Here is a 16,210-nt window from a genome sequence, read left to right as displayed (position 1 = left end):
CGGAGAGTGAAGCCATGAGCATCACAGAACTCGGACGTACCGGGGGCGGCCCGGCCCCCAACGGGGGCACCGATCTGGCCGTGCGTGCGGAAGGGCTGATGAAGACGTTCGGCGAGCACCGTGCCGTCGACGGGATCGACCTGCACGTACGCCCCTGTGAGATCTTCGGCATCCTCGGCCCGAACGGCGCCGGTAAGACCACCATGCTGCGGATGCTGGCCACCCTCTTGAAGATCGACGCGGGCCGTGCCGAGATCTTCGGGGTCGACGTGGCCGGCAACCCGCACGTGATCCGCCAGTTGGTCGGCGTCACCGGACAGTACGCGTCGGTCGACGAGAACCTGACCGCCCGCGAGAACCTCTGGCTTTTCAGTCGCCTGCAGGGCATCGCCGCGCCGCGTGCCCGGCGTATCGGCACTGAGCTGCTGGGCCAGTTCGGCCTGGAGGAGGCCGCCGACAAACCGGTCGCGCAGTTCTCCGGCGGCATGCGCCGGCGCCTCGACCTGGCGGCCAGCCTGATCACCAGGCCACCGCTGATCTTCCTCGACGAGCCGACCACCGGTCTCGATCCGCGCACGCGCGGCCAGATGTGGGACACCATCCGCAGTCTGGTCACCGACGGCTGCACGGTGCTGCTGACCACGCAATATCTGGACGAGGCCGACCAACTCGCCGATCGCGTCGCCGTCATTGACCACGGCCGCAAAGTCGCCGAGGGCACCCCGGACGAGCTGAAGACCGCGGTCGGCGACTCCACCCTCCAGTTGCTGCTCGCCGAGCCGGGCGAGGTGCTCGCCGCCGTGGAGGTCGTGCGGCGCGTCCTCGGCTCCGACCCGGTCATCAGCCCGGAGCGGGGCCGCCTCAACGTCGCCCTCGACCAGGCCGACCTGGCCGCGGACGTGCTGATCGCACTTCGCACCGCCGGAGTGTCGATCTCCTCGGTGAGCGTGGCCAAGCCCAGCCTGGACGAGGTGTTCCTCGCCCTCACCGGCCACGAAACGGACGAGCACGACGAGACCGGCACGGAGGAGAACCGATGAGCACCCTGATCGCGCCCGCCCGCGAGGCGGTCACGGCCGCCGACCGCGTGGCCGCCGCCCGGCGGCGCATCTCCATGGCGGAGACCCTCGGCCAGACCCTGATGATGGCGTGGCGGGCGCTCAAGAAGATGCGCCGCAACCCGGAGCAGTTCTTCGACGTGGCGCTGCAGCCGATCCTGTTCACCGCGATGTTCGCCTTCATCTTCGGCGGCGCCATCGCCGGCGACGTGCAGAGCTACCTCCCTCTGATGATCCCCGGCATCCTCGCCCAGACCGTGCTGACGACGTGCATGGCCACGGGCACGCAACTCCGTGAGGACATGGAGAAGGGTGTCTTCGACCGGTTCAAGTCGTTGCCGATCGCCCGGATCGCGCCTCTCGCCGGCCCGATGGTGGCTGACCTGCTGCGCTATACGATCGCGGCCACGCTGACCTTCGGCATGGGACTGGTGATGGGCTACCGTCCGGGCGGCGGAGCGGGCGGCGTGCTCGCCGCGATCCTGCTGGCGATCTTCACGGGCTGGTCGCTGGCGTGGGTCTTCACCTGGGTCGGCACGATCGCCCGGAGCGCCCAGGCCGTGCAGGGCATCTCCATGATGATCTTGTTCCCCTTGACGTTCCTGTCGAACGCGTTCGTCCCCGTCGACACCCTGCCCGGGTGGCTGGCCGCGTTCGTACGGGTCAACCCGGTCTCACATCTGGTCACGGCCGCCCGCGACCTCGCCAACCGCGCCGTCGTCAGCGGAGAGGTCGCCTGGACGATCCTGGCGTGCCTGATCGTCATGGCGATCTTCGCGCCGCTGTCGGTACGCAGCTACAAACGGCACATGTGACCTCCGTCCGTCACGGCCGGAGACCTGCTCGACGAGACTCCGTGCCTCGTCGAGCAGGTCGGAGCCGCGTCGATCGCCGTAGTGGGCCCGCACGGCGGCGATCAACCCGGGCGCGGCCCGCTCCGCGTACGGTTCGATCCGCTCGAAGGCCATGCTGGGCATGAGGCTGTTGTACGCGAACCGCTCGGCGAGCACCAGCAACCCGATCGAGTCGCCGGGGGGCATGGCTCCCCGCAGCAACCCCCAGGCGCCGAGCGCGAAGAGCATCGAGCCGCACAGCGGGTAGTCGAGGACGGGGTTCTTCACCGCCAGCAGGTCGTAGCCCCGGACGGCGGAGAACAGCTCCTCGCCGTACCGGACGTCTTCCGGCGGGGCGTGGTACGCGTACGCCGTCAAAGTGACCGAGACCGCGACGAGCGACCACGGCGTGAACTCCGCGCTCGACATCCCGGGCAGGCGCAGGTCGCGTGCCCGCTGGACGGCCAGGCGGTATTCCGCGAGCGCGGCGGCCGTCTCGCCTCGGGCGAGGGCGAGCTCGGCCGCGCACAACAGGACGATCGCCGCCCCGCCGAACACCGCCTCGTTGTCGTTGATCCGGGTGATCTCGGCGAGCTCGGCCTCCGCGGCGTCGAGATCGCCGTCGGCGAGCGCGGAGGTCAGCAGCAGCGCGCGTAGCTGGGTCTCGTCTTCGGTGGCGCCCAGCCGGCTCAGCACCGGGATGGCGGTCCGCGCGTGCCCGACCGCCCGCCGGCGGTCGCCGAGCTGCATGACCAGGTGGGCCAGCACGGCGCGCATGATCGCGGCGAACCACGGGCCCTCGTCCTCGCGAAGCATCGCCAGGGTCCGCTCGGCGGCCTCGACCGCCCCGATCACCTCACCCGCGTTCTCCAAGACGTGGACACTCATCTGCGTCGCCGCCAAGGCGACGTCACGGTCTGTGCTCCGGCACAACTCCGCCAGCCGGCGATGCATCTCGGCGCCGTCGGCCGCGTCGCACGCGAGCAGCACCGTGGCCATCGCCGTCACGCGGGGATCCGTCGTGCCACTGGTGGGCAGCGTACGGAGGAGATCGCGCAACGGATCGCCGCGGCGATCGGTGATGATCGCGATGTTCATGAGCGTGATCAGCATGGCGGCCCTGGTCACCTCGACGAGGTGCGGCGGCGGCACCCAGCCGGTGATCATCTGGGTGATCGCGTCCCAGTGAACGAGGATCCGGAAGTGATCACCACGGATCGACCACAGCGCGCCGAGGCCGGTCAGCAACTGCACCGTCGTAGCGGGATCGGACTCGCCGAGAGCCTGCCGAAGCAGATCGGCGAGGTTGCCCTCCTCGACGCGCAACGCGTCGACCGCCGCGAACTGCGTCAGGCTGAAGATCTGGAAGGCGTGTTCGAGGGCGTACGCCGTCGCCCAGGCCCGCTGCGCCGTCCGAGCGAGCGCCTCCTCGCCGGCCTCCTTCAACCGCATCCGCCCGAACTCCCTGACGGTCTCCAGCATCCGGTAGCGGAGGCCGTACGGCGTCTCGCGGACGCTCAGCATCGACTGCTCGGTCAGCGCGTCGACGACGTGCAGGGCGTCAGGGCCGAGTACGTGCTCGGCCACGGCCAGCGTGAAACCGTCGCCGAACAGCGACAACCACCGCAGCGCCTGCCGTTCCGGCTCGTCCAGCAGATTCCACGACCAGTCGATGACCGCGAGCAGCGTCTGGTGCCGGTCGGGGGCCGTACGGTTCCCGCCGCGCAGCAGGGCGAACCGGTCCGCCAGGCGCCGCGCGATCTCCTCCACCGACATCACCCGCACCTTGGCCGCGGCCAACTCGATCGCGAGCGGCAGCCCGTCGAGGCGTGCGACGACCTCCTCGACCACTCCCCCGTCGATCCGCACACCCGGGCGGGCGGCCGTGGCGCGCTGGCGGAACAACTCCACCGCGTCGCCTGTGGGCAGCTCGCCGAGCAGGTAGACGCGTTCGGCGGGGATCGACAAGGGGGCGCGCGAGGTGATGAGCACCCGCAGGTCGCGGGTCGTCACGGATAGGAACGCCACCAGATCGGCGACGGCCTCGATCACATGCTCGCAGTTGTCCAGGATCAGCAGCGCCGGAGCCTGGTCGAGATGCTGGGCGATCCGGGCGCGAACGTCGGAGCGCTGCTCGGCGGTCAGGGCACGACGCCCGCTGACCGAGTCCCGGACCCCGAGCGCCGAACCCACCTCGCCCACCACACCCTCCGGCAAGGAGACCCCGACAAGCTCGACGAAGTGGGCGATGGGCTGCACGGCGTTCCTGCCGACGACATGAGCCAGCCGCGTCTTGCCCAGCCCGCCGGGGCCGATGATGGAGACCACCCGGCTGGTCTGCAACAGGGCGTGCACCGCACGGATGTCGCCGTCGCGGCCGAGCAGCGAGGAACCGTCGAACAGGATTCCCGCACGCACCGGCCGATCCGCGGCGAGGAGTTCGGCGTACACGCGGGCGAGCTCAGGCCCCGGTTCGGTGCCCAGCCTCGCGACCAGGCCCGCACGGTACCGCTCGTAGCGCTCCAGAGCGGCGGCGGCACCTCGTACGGCGGCCTCGCTGCGCAGCAGGCAGGCGAGCAACTCCTCGTCGTACGGCCGATCGGCCGCGGCCTCCTCCAGCAACGGCAGCGCTCCCTCATGGGCGCCGCTCCGGCTTCGCGCGATCGCCGCCACGCGTCGCGCCTCGGCCGCCCACCCGGTGGCGACGCCTCTCAGCTCGGCGAGTGGGCCCGTGCCGCCGTCCAAGCCGCCGGCCACGAGAGCCATGGCCTCTTCGGCACGGCGGCGCGCGAGCGCCACGTCGTCTTCGCCGAGTGCGGCCCGCGCCTGCTCCACCAGCGCGCCGAGCAGCAGCACGTCCACCTGACCGGCGGGCAGCCCCAGCCGATAACCACGCGGGATCCGCACCACGATGTCCGCGCAGGTCGCCGCCCTGGTCCGCGAGACGACCACCTGTAGCGCCTTCGTCGGGTTGGCCGGCGCCTCATCAGGCCACAACTCCTCGACCAGGCGCTCGTCACTGAGCCCTGTACGCCCGTGTACGGCGAGCACGGCCAGCAGGGTCTGTGCGCGGTCGCCGACCACGCGCACACCCTGCCAGCGGACGCCGTCGAGCAGGACCAGTGCGGGGGACACACCTTCAGCTTACGGACGAGTGACGTCTGAGGAGCATGACCGCGTGTGCCATCACCGTCAGTCGACGACTGTGAGGACGATCTTCCCGTTCGTACGGCCGGCCTCACCGACCTCGTGGGCCTTGGCGGCCTGCTCCAGCGGGAGGACCGTGTGGATCTCGGGTATCAGCCGACCGGAGTCCACGAGCGCGGCGATCTCCCGCATCCCCGCCTGGTCAGCCTCGACGATCATGAAGATCGAGCGGAATCCGAGGGCGCGCGCCTGAACCGACAACCGCGCCTCGGCCGGAGACGCGAGCGAGACGACGATGCCCCCCTCGCGCAGAGTACGCAGCGAGCGCGGGCCGTACTCGCCGCCGATGGTGTCGACCACGATGTCGATGTCACCGACCGCCGAGGCGAAGTCGACGCCGGTGTAGTCGATGACCTCGTCGGCGCCGAGGCGCCGCACGAAGTCGTGCTTGGCGCTACTGGCGGTGCCGATGACGTGGGCACCGAGCGCCTTGGCGATCTGCACCGTGACATGGCCGACTCCGCCCGCCGCGGCATGGACGAGCACGCGGTGGCCGGGGCGCACGTGGGCGGTGTCGACCAGCGCCTGCCATCCGGTGAGCGCGACCAACGGCAGCGCGGCGGCCTGAACGTGGGACAGCGAGGCCGGCTTGTGGACCAGATGCCGTGACGGGGAGACCACGTATTCGGCATAGGTGCCGGCGGGTCGTGGCTGCAACGGCATGCCGAACACCTCCTCGCCGGGCTCGAACAACGTCACGCCCAGCCCGACCTCCTCGACCACGCCGGAGACATCCCACCCCAGCCGAATCGGCCCTGCACCCCCCGCCAGCCCACCGGTGGCCCTGTGCCAGAAATCGGTCGGGTTGACCGACGTCGCATGGACCCGGACGAGCACCTCACCGGGGCCCGGCTCCGGACGTTCCACCTCGACGATCTTCAACACTTCCGGGCCGCCGAGGGAGTCCTGACCGATCGCGCGCATGCTCATGTTCCTCTGCTCTCGAGGGCCTCCCCCTCGTGGGCTGCCCGCGTACGGCAAGGCTGCCAACGCCGAGGCACCCCCGGCGATTGGCCAGACTGCCAACATTTGCAAGAATCTGGCCATGCATCGCGTCGTCGTCCTGGCGCTCGACGGGGTCTACCCGTTCGAGCTGAGCATTCCCGTGAGGATCTTCGGCACCGCTGCCGGCCCCGATGAGACGCCCCTGTACGAAGTGCTCACCTGCAGCATCGACGGCGGACCGGTCAGGACCGCCGCCGACTTCAGCGTCACGGTGGAGAACGACAGCGGAATCCTCTCGACGGCTGACACGCTGGTGATCCCCCCGTTCTCCTGCGGCCCGCAGGATGAGAGACTCTGGCCCCCCGTTGAGGTCGACGGGATATTCGACCATCTCCGGCCCGGCGCTCGCATCGTCTCGATCTGCACCGCCTCCTACGTTCTGGCCGCCGCCGGCCTGCTCGACGGGCGTCCAGCGACGACGCACTGGAACGAAGCGGAGCATTTCCAGCGGATGTTCCCCAACGTCAAGGTCAACCCTGACGTGCTGTTCGTGGATGACGGTGAGGTGCTCACCGCGGCCGGCGTCGCATCCGGCGTCGACCTGTGCCTGCACCTGGTACGTCGCGACCACGGCAGCGAGGTCGCCAACCGTGTCGCCCGGCTCTGCGTCGTCCCGCCCTGGCGGGACGGCGGCCAGGCGCAGTTCATCGAGCGGCCGGTGCCCGAGCCGTCAGCGGCCACCACCTCCGAGACCCGCGCCTGGGCGCTGGAGCGACTCCATCGGCCCATCCCGCTGATCGAGATGGCTGGACGCGCAAGGATGAGTGTCCGCACCTTCACCCGGCGCTTCCGCGACGAGGTCGGGACGACTCCCGGCAAATGGCTGATCCAGCAGCGCGTCGAGCGCGCACGTCACCTGCTCGAAACCACCGACCTTCCCGTGGACCGCGTCGCCGAGGAGGCCGGCTTCGGGACCGGCGCATCCATGCGCAAGCACCTGACCACCATGATCGGCGTGTCCCCCACGGCCTATCGGCACACGTTCCGCGCCGACGTCTCCCTCCGCTGACCGAGCACGCACTCGACGGCGCCCTGAGTGGGCCGGCGTGGCGACCGCCGGCGCTCATGCGGCCGACCGACGCCCGCCGCCCCGCGCGGGACGCGCACGTCGTCAGATGGCGGCATACAGGCCTGTACGGCCGAAAACCGGTTGCCTCGCCTGGTGGGCTCAGGAAAAGTGGCGTCCATGATGCTCTGACGGACAGCACCCCGCTACTCCGAGGCCACGGCGCCGACGCGCGCCGTGATGCCGTCCGCCCGTACCTTTTTCAGCGAAGAGAGCTCTTTGTCTCAGCAACACTCCCGGCCGGAGTCACCGCTGCCGTCCGCCCCGGCCATGGGTTCGGCCACCGTCACCGTGTTCGCCTCCCCCGCAAGCTGGATCGAGTCCGATGCCCTCGCGCAGTGTCACCAGGTGGCCGCTCTCGACGGCATGACGCACGTCGCCGCGATGCCGGACCTGCACCCCGGCAAGGGCGCCCCCATCGGGGCCGCCATGGCGTCGACCGTGTTGTATCCCTTCCTGGTGGGCTCCGACATCGGTTGCGGCATCGCCGTGTTCCCCCTCAAGCTCAAGCGCGCCGAACCCACGAAGGTCGCCGCTCGATTCCCCGACCTCGATCGCGCCCTGGACCCTGAGCGGGATGCCGACGACCCGGCCTGGGCCGTTGTGAAGGGCGACATTCCCGCCGGCCACCTCGAGGGCCTCGGGACGGTCGGCCGGGGCAACCACTTCGTCGAACTGGCGCGGATCGGGACCGTCTTCGAGCCGGGCCACGCGAGCCGCCTCGGACTCGCCGCCGGCGACCTGGTTCTCATCGTCCACAGCGGTTCCCGAGGGCTGGGCGAACGGATCCTGCGGGCGCACACCGCGGTCCACGGCGCGGGCCCCGCCCCTGATCCCGGCGCCTACCTGGCGATGCACGACGAGGCCGTACGCTGGGGATCGCTCAACCGGCGGCTGATGGCCGCCCGGGTCGCCCATGCCCTGGGCATCGAGCCCACCGAGCCGCTCGTCGACCAGTGCCACAACCTGGTCGAGATCCGCGACGGGGTCTACCTGCACCGCAAGGGGGCGGCGCCGGGTGACGGCCGTGACGTGCTCATCGCCGGTACGCGAGGCACCCATTCCTACCTCGTGGCCGCCCACGCCGGGCCGGACGCCAACCATTCCGTGGCGCACGGCGCGGGCCGCAAGATGTCGCGTGCGGACGCCCTGCGCCGGGGCCGGGCCAAGCACACGGTCGAGGAGCTGCGCCGCACGCCGGTGGGGTCGGTGGTGGTGTGCGGCGACCGCCAACTGCTCTTCGAAGAGGCGCCGACGGCCTACAAGCGCATCGAGCAAGTCATCGCCGACCTCGTCGACCATGACCTGGCCACGCCCGTGGCCACCACGGTCCCGCTGGTCACCTACAAGACGCCCGACCTCGGGTCCACGCCCCAACGGGGCCACCGGGACCAGCGCCGCAAGCGAGGCCGGCCATGAGCGTCCACCTGCTCCTGTCGGCCGGGCGTGGCCCGCAGGAGTGTGCCTGGGCGCTGGCCCGGCTGCTGCGTCGCCTGGAAGCCGACGCCACCCGGCGGAATCTGGAGACCCGCCGGGCCGAGACCGTTCCCGGTGACCGGCCCGGCACCTACCGATCGGTCCTGATCCAGATCGCAGGAACCGGCGCCGAGGCGTTCGCCGCCTCGTGGACGGGAACTCTGTGCTGGCAGGCCCCCAGCCCTTACCGGGCCGGCACCGGCCGAAAGAACTGGTACGTCATCGCCCAACCGTGCCAGGTCGACACCCCGCGCACGACGTTCGCGGAAGCAGACGTCGACATCGTGGCCTGCCGTACCGGCGGCCCCGGCGGTCAACATCGAAACAAGGCCAGCACGGCGGTACGGGCGACCCACCGGCCATCGGGGATCGTCGTCGTGGTCGACACCGAGCGGCAGTTCAGCCTCAATCGCCGCATCGCCATGCAGCTGCTGCGACAGCGCATCGAGCACGGCGAGGAGCAGGCAGAGCGCGCCGTCACCACCGCCCGCTGGCGCATCCACGATGAGCTCGTACGTGGCGATCCCACCCGTATCGAGCGACCGGAAACGTCGAAGCAGGATCCGACGAAACGCTCCCCATGAACATGCGGTGATGAACAGGTCGAGGGCCGCGCGGGTCCAGCCCGTGCGGCCCTCGACTCGGGTGTGCTTACGCCACCGGTACGTCCCTGCGGTGCAGGCCCGCGAGGCCGACCGCGCCGAGGGCGAGCGCGATGGCGGTGAGCCACAACATCGGCGTCACGGTGAACGCGGAGCCGGGCAGCTTCGGCACGTGCGCGAACGGGGTGGCGTCGACGATCCACTCGCTCAGCCCGAACAGCGCGCCGAGCTCGACGAGCAGGACGGACACGATGAGCGCGGCCCAGGCCAGCGCGCTGAACCTCGGTGCCAGGCCGATCAGGGCGGTGCCGAACCCGGCCAGCACCCAGGTGGCCGGCAGTTGCACCAGCGCGGCGCCGAGCAGCCGTCCGATCTGCCCCCCGACGTCGTGGATCTGCACGCCGTACCCGAGACCGCCGGCGACGCCTGCCACGGCCAGCAGCAAGGCCGTACCCAGGAGCGCGAACACCAGGTGGCTCGCCGCCCAGCGGAGCCGGCCGACCGGCGTGGCCAGCAGCGCCTCGACCCGCCCGCTGCTCTCCTCTTGGCGCAGCCGCAGTGTCGCCTGCACCGTGTAGGCGGCGGCGACCATGCCGGTGATGCCGAAGATCGCGGCCAGGAAGGCGTCGGTGAGGCCGTTACTCCCGCCCATCCGGGTCAGGATGTCGGTCAGCTGCTGGTTCGGCGACTGCAGGTCCCCGATGCCGGCGGCGGCGCCACCCATGACGGCCCCGGTCAGCGCGAGCCCGATGGTCCAGCTCAGGAGCAGGCCGCGGTGCAGCCGCCAGGCCAGCGCGAGGGGGCTGCGCAGCGCCGGGGAGGCCTCGGCGGGCCCGAGCCGCTGCGGCAGCAGGCCGGCGCCCACATCCCGGCGCGCCACGAGCCGGTACGCGACGATGGCGAAGACGGCCGCGATCCCGATGAACAGCCCGGCCACCCACCAACGTTCACCGGCGTATGGGCGCAGGTGCAGGGCCCAGCCGGTCGGGGACAGCCAGCTCAGCCAGGTCGGCCCGGTGTCGCCGACAGCACGCAGCAGGTACGTCCCGCCAAGGACGGCGCCGGCCAGGCCGCTGGCCGCCCGGGCGCTCTGGGTGAGCTGCGCGCTCGCGGCCGCGACCGCGGCGAACAACATCCCGACAAGGCCGGTGGCGAGGCCCAACGCGAGCGATCCGCCGGCCGGCAGCCCGGTCGCCAGCAGCCCGAGGGTGATCAGCACCGCGATGGCCAGGTTCGCGAGTGCGGTGACGAGCAGGGCGGCGGTGAGCGGCGCATACCGGCCGACCACGGTGGCGCCGATGAGCTCCAGCCGGCCGGTCTCCTCCTCAGTCCGGGTGTGCCGTACGACCGTGAGCAGACTCATCAGACCGACCAGGATGAACTCGGTCACGCCGATCTTCCACGCGGTGAGCCCACCGATCGACACGCCGAACAGCGGGCCGCTCAGCGCGACGAGCGACGGGTTGGCGAGGACGGCGCTCACCGCGCGCAGGTCCGCCTCGGTCGGGTACAAGCTCAAGTAATTGGCCGCGGTCCCCATCGGCATCACCGCGAGCCCGAGCACCCACACGGTCAGCCGGACGCGGTCGAGCCGCAGCGCCAGCCGCGCCAGGGCGCGCGTGCCGGTCAGCGAGTTCATCGGGCCACCCTCGTCTGGTGCTCTCCGTCGGCCTGCGTCCGGTCGTAGTGACGCAGGAACAGCTCCTCGAGGGTCGGCGGCTGGCTGGTCAGGCTCAGGATGCCCACGGTGGTGAGCTGCCGCAGCACCGCGTCGAGAGCGGCGGTGTCGACGTCGAAGCGCACGGTCCCATTGTGGATCTGTACGTCGTGCACGCCGGGCAGCGTGTCCAAGCCGGTCGCCGGCCCGGCCAGGCCGACCACGATCGAAGTGCGGGTCAGGTGGCGCATGTCGGCGAGCGTGCCGGTCTCGACCGCCCGCCCGTCGCGGATGATGGTGATCCGGTCGCAGAGCGCTTCGACCTCGGCGAGGATGTGGCTGGACAGCAGGACGGTGCGGCCATCGCGCTGCTGCTCTTCGCGGATCACCTGGCGGAAGACCTCTTCCATGAGGGGGTCGAGGCCAGAGGTGGGCTCGTCGAGAATGAGCAGGTCGACGTCCGAGGCGAGAGCGGCGACGAGGGCGACCTTCTGCCGGTTGCCCTTCGAGTAGGCCCGGCCCTTCTTACGCGGGTCGAGGTCGAAGCGCTCCAGCAACTCGTCTCGGCGCTTGGTGTTGAGGCCGCCGCGCAGCCGGCCGAGCAGGTCGATGACCTCGCTGCCGGACAGGTTGGGCCAGAGGGTGACGTCGCCGGGCACGTATGCGAGGCGGCGGTGCAGTTCCGTGGCGTCGCGCCGCGGGTCGCCGCCGAGCAGCCGGGCGGAGCCGGAGTCGGCGCGCAGCAGTCCGAGCAGGATCCGGATGGTGGTGGACTTCCCCGCGCCGTTGGGACCGAGGAAGCCGTGCACCTCCCCTGTCCGCACAGACAGGTCGAGCCCGTCGAGCGCGCGGGTGGGCCCGAATGTTTTGACCAGTGCGTCTACGTGGATCGCCTCGGTCATGGTCCTCATGCTCCTTCAGCCCCGGGGTCGGTCCCCGTGGCGCTAGGGGGGTTGGGTGCCCGCAGTGGCTCCATCGCCGCGCGGGCTTTCGTGACGAACTCGGGATCGAGCAGCGAGTGGGAGTAGAAGTCGGCCAGCGCGCCGGCCATGCGCAGGTGGCCTTCAGTGGTGAAGATGTCGACGCCCAGCGCGCGGGACACGTGGTCGTGCATCGCGAGGAGCCCGGACTGCATGCCGACGAGCACCGCCGCGTATGCCCGGTAGTCCTCGGTGACGGCCGGCGCGTGCTTGCTGACCCACTGCTCGCTCAGCGTCACCATGTCGTCGAACATCGCCGCGGCGCCCGACGAGCCGTCGAGCAGGGCACGGGTGAGGTACTTGTACAGCAGCACGATCGTCGGATGGACCGACGGGAGGAAGCCCGGGTTGGCCACCTTGCCCTCGAAGAGCAGATCCTCCTTGATCTTGACGAGCCGGTCCAGCGCGTAGGCGTCGCACACCTCGCGCAACGCCTCCTTGGACCCGAAGTGGTGCCGAAGCAGGCCCGGTGACACGCCTGCCTCCTGGGCAATGTCGCGGACCGTCGTGCCGTCGATGCCTCGCTCGGCGAACAGGCGGATCGCGGCGTCCCTGATCCGCGCACGAGCCGTCAGGTCCTCGAACGCCGCATCGCCAATCGGGCCTCCCACCACTCGCCACTCCTTATACAAACATGTTGCAAGCTACTCGGCCAGATTGCCCACTATACGCTCATATAGTGCCAACACAAGAGTGGCCGTGACGCGGCCCGGCTGCCGGTCGGCCATGAAACTGAGCCGGTACGCCGGACGGAGGCGAGAGTGTGATCCACACCTCCGCGAGCTGCGGCATCGCCATGACAACCAGCGCGGAATCTCGCTGATCGATCGAAGCTGGGTCAGTCCGGTCATGGATCAGTCGCGTTCCACCGGCTCCTGAGTGCGCAGGAGCTGTCGCAGACCGTCGGCCAGTGGCGGTTCCGGCGTGGGGGTCCCGGCCGCGGTCTCGGCAGACGCGGAGGCGGGCGCAGATGCAGGCGCGGAGGCGGGCGTAGATGCAGGCGTGGCCCGGTCGAAGAAGCGCAGGAGCTCGACGGGGAACGGCATGACCAGGGTGGAGTTCTTCTCCGCCGCGACCTCGACCACGGTCTGCAGGAGCCGCAGTTGGAGGGCCCCGGGGGTCTCGGACATGATGGCGGAGGCGTCGGCGAGCTTCCGGGCCGCCTGGAACTCGCCGTCGGCAGTGATCACCCGGGCCCGCCGTTCGCGTTCGGCCTCGGCCTGGCGCGACATGGACCGCTTCATGGCCTCGGGGAGCTGGACGTCCTTGATCTCCACCCGGTCGATGTGGATGCCCCAGCCGAGCGCAGGGCTGTCGATCATCAACTCCAGGCCCCTGTGCAGTTCCTCGCGGTTGGACAGAAGGTCATCCAACTCGCTCTTGCCGATGATGGAACGCAGGGACGTCTGGGCCACCTGCTCCACGGCGAACAGGTAGTTCTGAACCTCGATGGCCGCTTTGATCGGGTCCTCCACGCGGAAGTAGACGACGGCGTCGACCCTGACCGAGACGTTGTCACGGGTGATGCCCTCCTGCGTGGGCACCGGCATCGTGACGATCTGAACATTGATCTTCTTCATCTGGTCGATCAGCGGGACGAGGAGCGTGAGCCCCGGCTGCCGCACCTTCGGCAACGTCTTGCCGAAGCGGAAGACGATGCCGCGCTCGACCTGGTTGACGACCCGAACACCGGTGACGAGCCAAGCCACGAGGACCGCGACGATCGCGAGCGGAATATAGCTGCCCATGGGGGGACCCTTCCGCCGCAGGGCTAGGACCGGTCGCAGTGGCGCGGGCGTAACGAAGCGGCGCATCGACCGTACGACGGAGATCGCACGAAAGGGGTGATCTTTACGCCATTACTACGGCGATCTCCCCCGCGCACGCACGACTGCAGGCCCCACGCATCGCCAGAGCACGCGGCATCCCCGAAGACGTGGCAGCGAAGGCGATCACGGCCGACGAGGACGGCCGCGTCCTCGGCGTGGGTCGGCGGGTGGGCGCTCTCCGCGGTTCGAGCCCCAGACGCCGATCACCGTCCGTGCGACGTCCGGATTCTCTGAGAGATGTTGCACGCGTGGCGCCCCCTCTTGCACAGGGCGGACTGCGTGTTGGTTCTCCCGCTGATGCTGATCGACACGTTCTGCTGGCCGCGCATGATGGTCGGGCTTCTCACCGCCGAATAATTCTTGTTCCTGACGCCGTTGCCGTTGCGCACAGGCCCACGGTCGTCGATGGAGGTGGCCGTCGTGCCCACGCGGGGCGTTACCGCGCTCGCGCTCGCATGGGGCGACGCCGTGACCCCCGATATCACGACCAGCAGCAGGGCCAGCGCCGGCCGCCGTGTGGTGATGACCGCGCCGGCAGGCGGATCCTCCGCAAAGTGACGACTCATTCGGTTTCTCACCTGCCTCTGCAGTCATGTGGTGGCGGGCACTTCGACATGACCGGTGCCATACCCGGGGACGCGGTGCCGCCCGCGCACTTCATGATCAAATACGCGAAAGATTAGTCGAGCTTTGTCATCGCGGGAGCCGGAGCCGCCGGTTGCCCGACCGTTCTCCACTCGTCGACGAAGCGCTGGGCCTGGCGGTCGAGGTGACCTCATCCGCGTCAACGTCACGCAGGGATTTCATCGTGAACGCGTTAAGCGGCTTGCGGGGGCCGTTATAGGAGGTTCTACGTTCTACAGGCACCCTTGGAGTGGAATTTATGGTGACCCCCGGTGACTGTTGAAAACCTTATCGGCCTAATCGTTTCGGTCGCTCTGCTTGTGTATCTCCTTCTCGCGATCCGCTCCTCTGAGAGGTTCTGATGGCCGTCGAAGCGCCGGTCGCACCGGATACCCACGTTGAGGAGCCCCGGCCTGGCCACAGGGTGGCCGCCGGACTGCTCGATCCACGCCAACTCTGGAAGGCACTGCCGGAGGCACTGCGCAAGCTCGACCCGAGAGTCCTCTGGCGCAACCCCGTCATGTTCGTCACCGAGGTCGGCGCGCTGCTGACCACGGTGTTCACCATCCTCAATCCGTCGCTCTTCGGCTGGCTGATCACCGTCTGGCTCTGGCTCACCGTGATCTTCGCCAACCTGGCCGAGGCGGTGGCCGAGAGCAGGGGCCGCGCTCAGGCGGCCACGCTGCGCCTCACCAGGCAGCAGACCGTCGCCCGGCGCGTCGTGGGATGGGCCGAGGATGTCCCGTCGTCCGCGATCCGCGCTGAGGAGATCCCCGCCGGGCTCCTGCGACGTGGCGACGTCGTGGTCGTCGACGCCGGTCAATTGATCCCGGGGGACGGCGACGTGGTCGACGGGGTGGCCAGCGTCGACGAGTCCGCGATCACCGGCGAGTCCGCCCCGGTCATCCGGGAGTCCGGCGGCGATCGTTGTGCGGTGACGGGCGGTACCCGCGTCCTGTCCGACCGGATCGTGGTGCGGATCGCCCAGGACCCGGGCGAGAGCTTCCTCGATCGGATGATCACTCTCGTGGAGGGCGCCAAGCGGCAGAAGACCCCGAACGAACTCGCTCTCAACCTGCTCCTGGTCGCGCTGACCATCATCTTCCTGATGGCCACCGTCACGCTCCAGCCAATGGCGATCTTCTCCAAGGGCGTGATGGCCGCCGCCCCCGACACCCTTGCCATCACCGGCGAGGGCGTCGCCGGCGTCGTGCTGGTCTCGCTGCTGGTGTGCCTGATCCCGACCACGATCGGCGCACTCCTGTCCGCGATCGGCATCGCCGGCATGGACCGGATGGTCCAGCGGAACGTGCTCGCGATGTCGGGCCGGGCCGTCGAGGCCGCGGGCGACGTGCACACGCTGCTGCTGGACAAGACCGGCACCATCACATTCGGCAACCGGCAGGCGGACGCCTTCATCCCGGTCGGTGAGACCGGGGAGGCCGATCTCGCGCACGCCGCCCTGTTGTCCAGCCTCGCCGACAGGACACCAGAGGGACGGTCCATCCTGGATCTGGCCCGCCGTCGCGTCGGCCCCGCCGCGGGCGCCGAGGCGGACGGGGTGTGGGTGCCCTTCTCCGCCGTCACCCGGATGTCGGGAGTCGATCTCTCCTCGCGCAGCCTGCGCAAGGGCGCGGCCGCCTCCGTCTCCTCGTGGGTGCGAGAACACGGCGGGTCGGTGCCACCGGAGCTCGACGAAATAGTCGAAGGCGTGTCCGCATCCGGCGGCACTCCCCTGGTCGTGGCGGAGCAGACGCGCGTGCTGGGCGTCATCCACCTCAAGGACGTCGTGAAGCCCGGCCTGCGCGAGCGGTTCGAGGAGATGCGCCGGATGGGCATCCGCACCGTCATGATCACGGGTGACAACCCGGTC

12 protein-coding genes and 2 pseudogenes are annotated in these 16,210 nt (G+C 70.0%); 7 read left to right on the top strand and 7 right to left on the bottom strand.

Features of this window, described 5'->3' with window-relative positions; translation table 11 throughout:
• Nucleotides 1-14 precede the first annotated feature (14 nt).
• A complete protein-coding gene (locus Pmi06nite_RS36375) occupies nt 15-1,040 on the top strand; it encodes an ATP-binding cassette domain-containing protein (RefSeq protein ID WP_203957760.1) in 1,026 nt (341 codons plus the stop codon).
• The gene (locus Pmi06nite_RS42325) at nt 1,037-1,873 is read left to right on the top strand and encodes an ABC transporter permease (RefSeq protein WP_239114446.1); all 837 of its coding nucleotides are present in this window, start codon (nt 1,037-1,039) and stop codon (nt 1,871-1,873) included. Before Pmi06nite_RS36375 ends, Pmi06nite_RS42325 begins: the two co-directional genes overlap by 4 nt.
• A 2,016-nt stretch (nt 1,874-3,889) precedes the next feature.
• Here the strand turns inward: Pmi06nite_RS42325 and Pmi06nite_RS42320 are convergent.
• Both Pmi06nite_RS42320 and Pmi06nite_RS36365 read right to left on the bottom strand, forming a co-directional pair.
• Nucleotides 3,890-4,747: pseudogene (locus Pmi06nite_RS42320) on the bottom strand (BTAD domain-containing putative transcriptional regulator); the annotation flags it as partial.
• A gap of 336 nt (nt 4,748-5,083) precedes the next feature.
• Nucleotides 5,084-6,022 carry an NADP-dependent oxidoreductase gene (locus Pmi06nite_RS36365; protein ID WP_203957758.1) on the bottom strand — a complete coding sequence of 313 codons (939 nt, stop codon included), beginning with the start codon at nt 6,020-6,022 and terminating at the stop codon, nt 5,084-5,086.
• Between the two features lie 121 nt (nt 6,023-6,143).
• Between Pmi06nite_RS36365 and Pmi06nite_RS36360 the strand changes: the two genes are divergently transcribed.
• The 3 genes from Pmi06nite_RS36360 (at nt 6,144) to prfH (ending at nt 9,229) form a co-directional block, all read left to right on the top strand.
• Nucleotides 6,144-7,112 (top strand): GlxA family transcriptional regulator, encoded by a 969-nt coding sequence (locus tag Pmi06nite_RS36360; protein WP_203957757.1) that lies wholly within the window; start codon nt 6,144-6,146, stop codon nt 7,110-7,112.
• Nucleotides 7,113-7,388: 276 nt separating this feature from the next.
• Nucleotides 7,389-8,588, top strand: a complete 1,200-nt coding sequence (locus tag Pmi06nite_RS36355) for an RNA ligase RtcB family protein (protein WP_203957756.1) — start codon at nt 7,389-7,391, stop codon at nt 8,586-8,588.
• Nucleotides 8,585-9,229, top strand: coding sequence for a peptide chain release factor H (gene prfH / locus Pmi06nite_RS36350; RefSeq protein ID WP_203957755.1), 645 nt, complete (start codon nt 8,585-8,587; stop codon nt 9,227-9,229). The genes Pmi06nite_RS36355 and prfH overlap by 4 nt, the downstream gene beginning before the upstream one ends.
• Before the next feature lie 67 nt (nt 9,230-9,296).
• Here prfH and Pmi06nite_RS36345 read toward each other — a convergent pair whose 3' ends face one another.
• The 4 genes from Pmi06nite_RS36345 to Pmi06nite_RS36330 all read right to left on the bottom strand — a co-directional run bounded on the left by Pmi06nite_RS36345 (nt 9,297) and on the right by Pmi06nite_RS36330 (nt 13,632).
• Nucleotides 9,297-10,886 carry an ABC transporter permease gene (locus Pmi06nite_RS36345; protein ID WP_203957754.1) on the bottom strand — a complete coding sequence of 530 codons (1,590 nt, stop codon included), beginning with the start codon at nt 10,884-10,886 and terminating at the stop codon, nt 9,297-9,299.
• The gene (locus Pmi06nite_RS36340) at nt 10,883-11,806 is read right to left on the bottom strand and encodes an ABC transporter ATP-binding protein (RefSeq protein ID WP_203957753.1); all 924 of its coding nucleotides are present in this window, start codon (nt 11,804-11,806) and stop codon (nt 10,883-10,885) included. The genes Pmi06nite_RS36345 and Pmi06nite_RS36340 overlap by 4 nt, the downstream gene beginning before the upstream one ends.
• Before the next feature lie 5 nt (nt 11,807-11,811).
• Nucleotides 11,812-12,495 carry a TetR/AcrR family transcriptional regulator gene (locus Pmi06nite_RS42805; protein ID WP_275409645.1) on the bottom strand — a complete coding sequence of 228 codons (684 nt, stop codon included), beginning with the start codon at nt 12,493-12,495 and terminating at the stop codon, nt 11,812-11,814.
• Between the two features lie 243 nt (nt 12,496-12,738).
• Nucleotides 12,739-13,632: a slipin family protein gene (locus Pmi06nite_RS36330; RefSeq protein ID WP_203957752.1), complete on the bottom strand. Its 894-nt coding sequence runs from the start codon at nt 13,630-13,632 to the stop codon at nt 12,739-12,741.
• A 110-nt stretch (nt 13,633-13,742) separates the two neighbouring features.
• On the opposite strand from Pmi06nite_RS36330, the pseudogene Pmi06nite_RS43115 reads away from it, so the two are divergent.
• A pseudogene (locus Pmi06nite_RS43115) lies at nt 13,743-13,859 on the top strand (potassium-transporting ATPase subunit C); the annotation flags it as partial.
• A gap of 57 nt (nt 13,860-13,916) precedes the next feature.
• Here Pmi06nite_RS43115 and Pmi06nite_RS42310 read toward each other — a convergent pair.
• The gene (locus Pmi06nite_RS42310; RefSeq protein WP_239114445.1) at nt 13,917-14,279 is read right to left on the bottom strand and encodes a hypothetical protein; all 363 of its coding nucleotides are present in this window, start codon (nt 14,277-14,279) and stop codon (nt 13,917-13,919) included.
• Nucleotides 14,280-14,698: 419 nt separating this feature from the next.
• Between Pmi06nite_RS42310 and kdpB the strand changes: the two genes are divergently transcribed.
• The coding region (gene kdpB / locus Pmi06nite_RS36320; protein ID WP_203957751.1) for a potassium-transporting ATPase subunit KdpB at nt 14,699-16,210 on the top strand (1,512 nt) is incomplete at its 3' end.

Source organism: Planotetraspora mira (assembly GCF_016863275.1).
GTDB classification, from domain to species: Bacteria; Actinomycetota; Actinomycetes; order Streptosporangiales; family Streptosporangiaceae; genus Planotetraspora; species Planotetraspora mira.
This window is presented reverse-complemented; position numbering and strand designations above follow the sequence as displayed.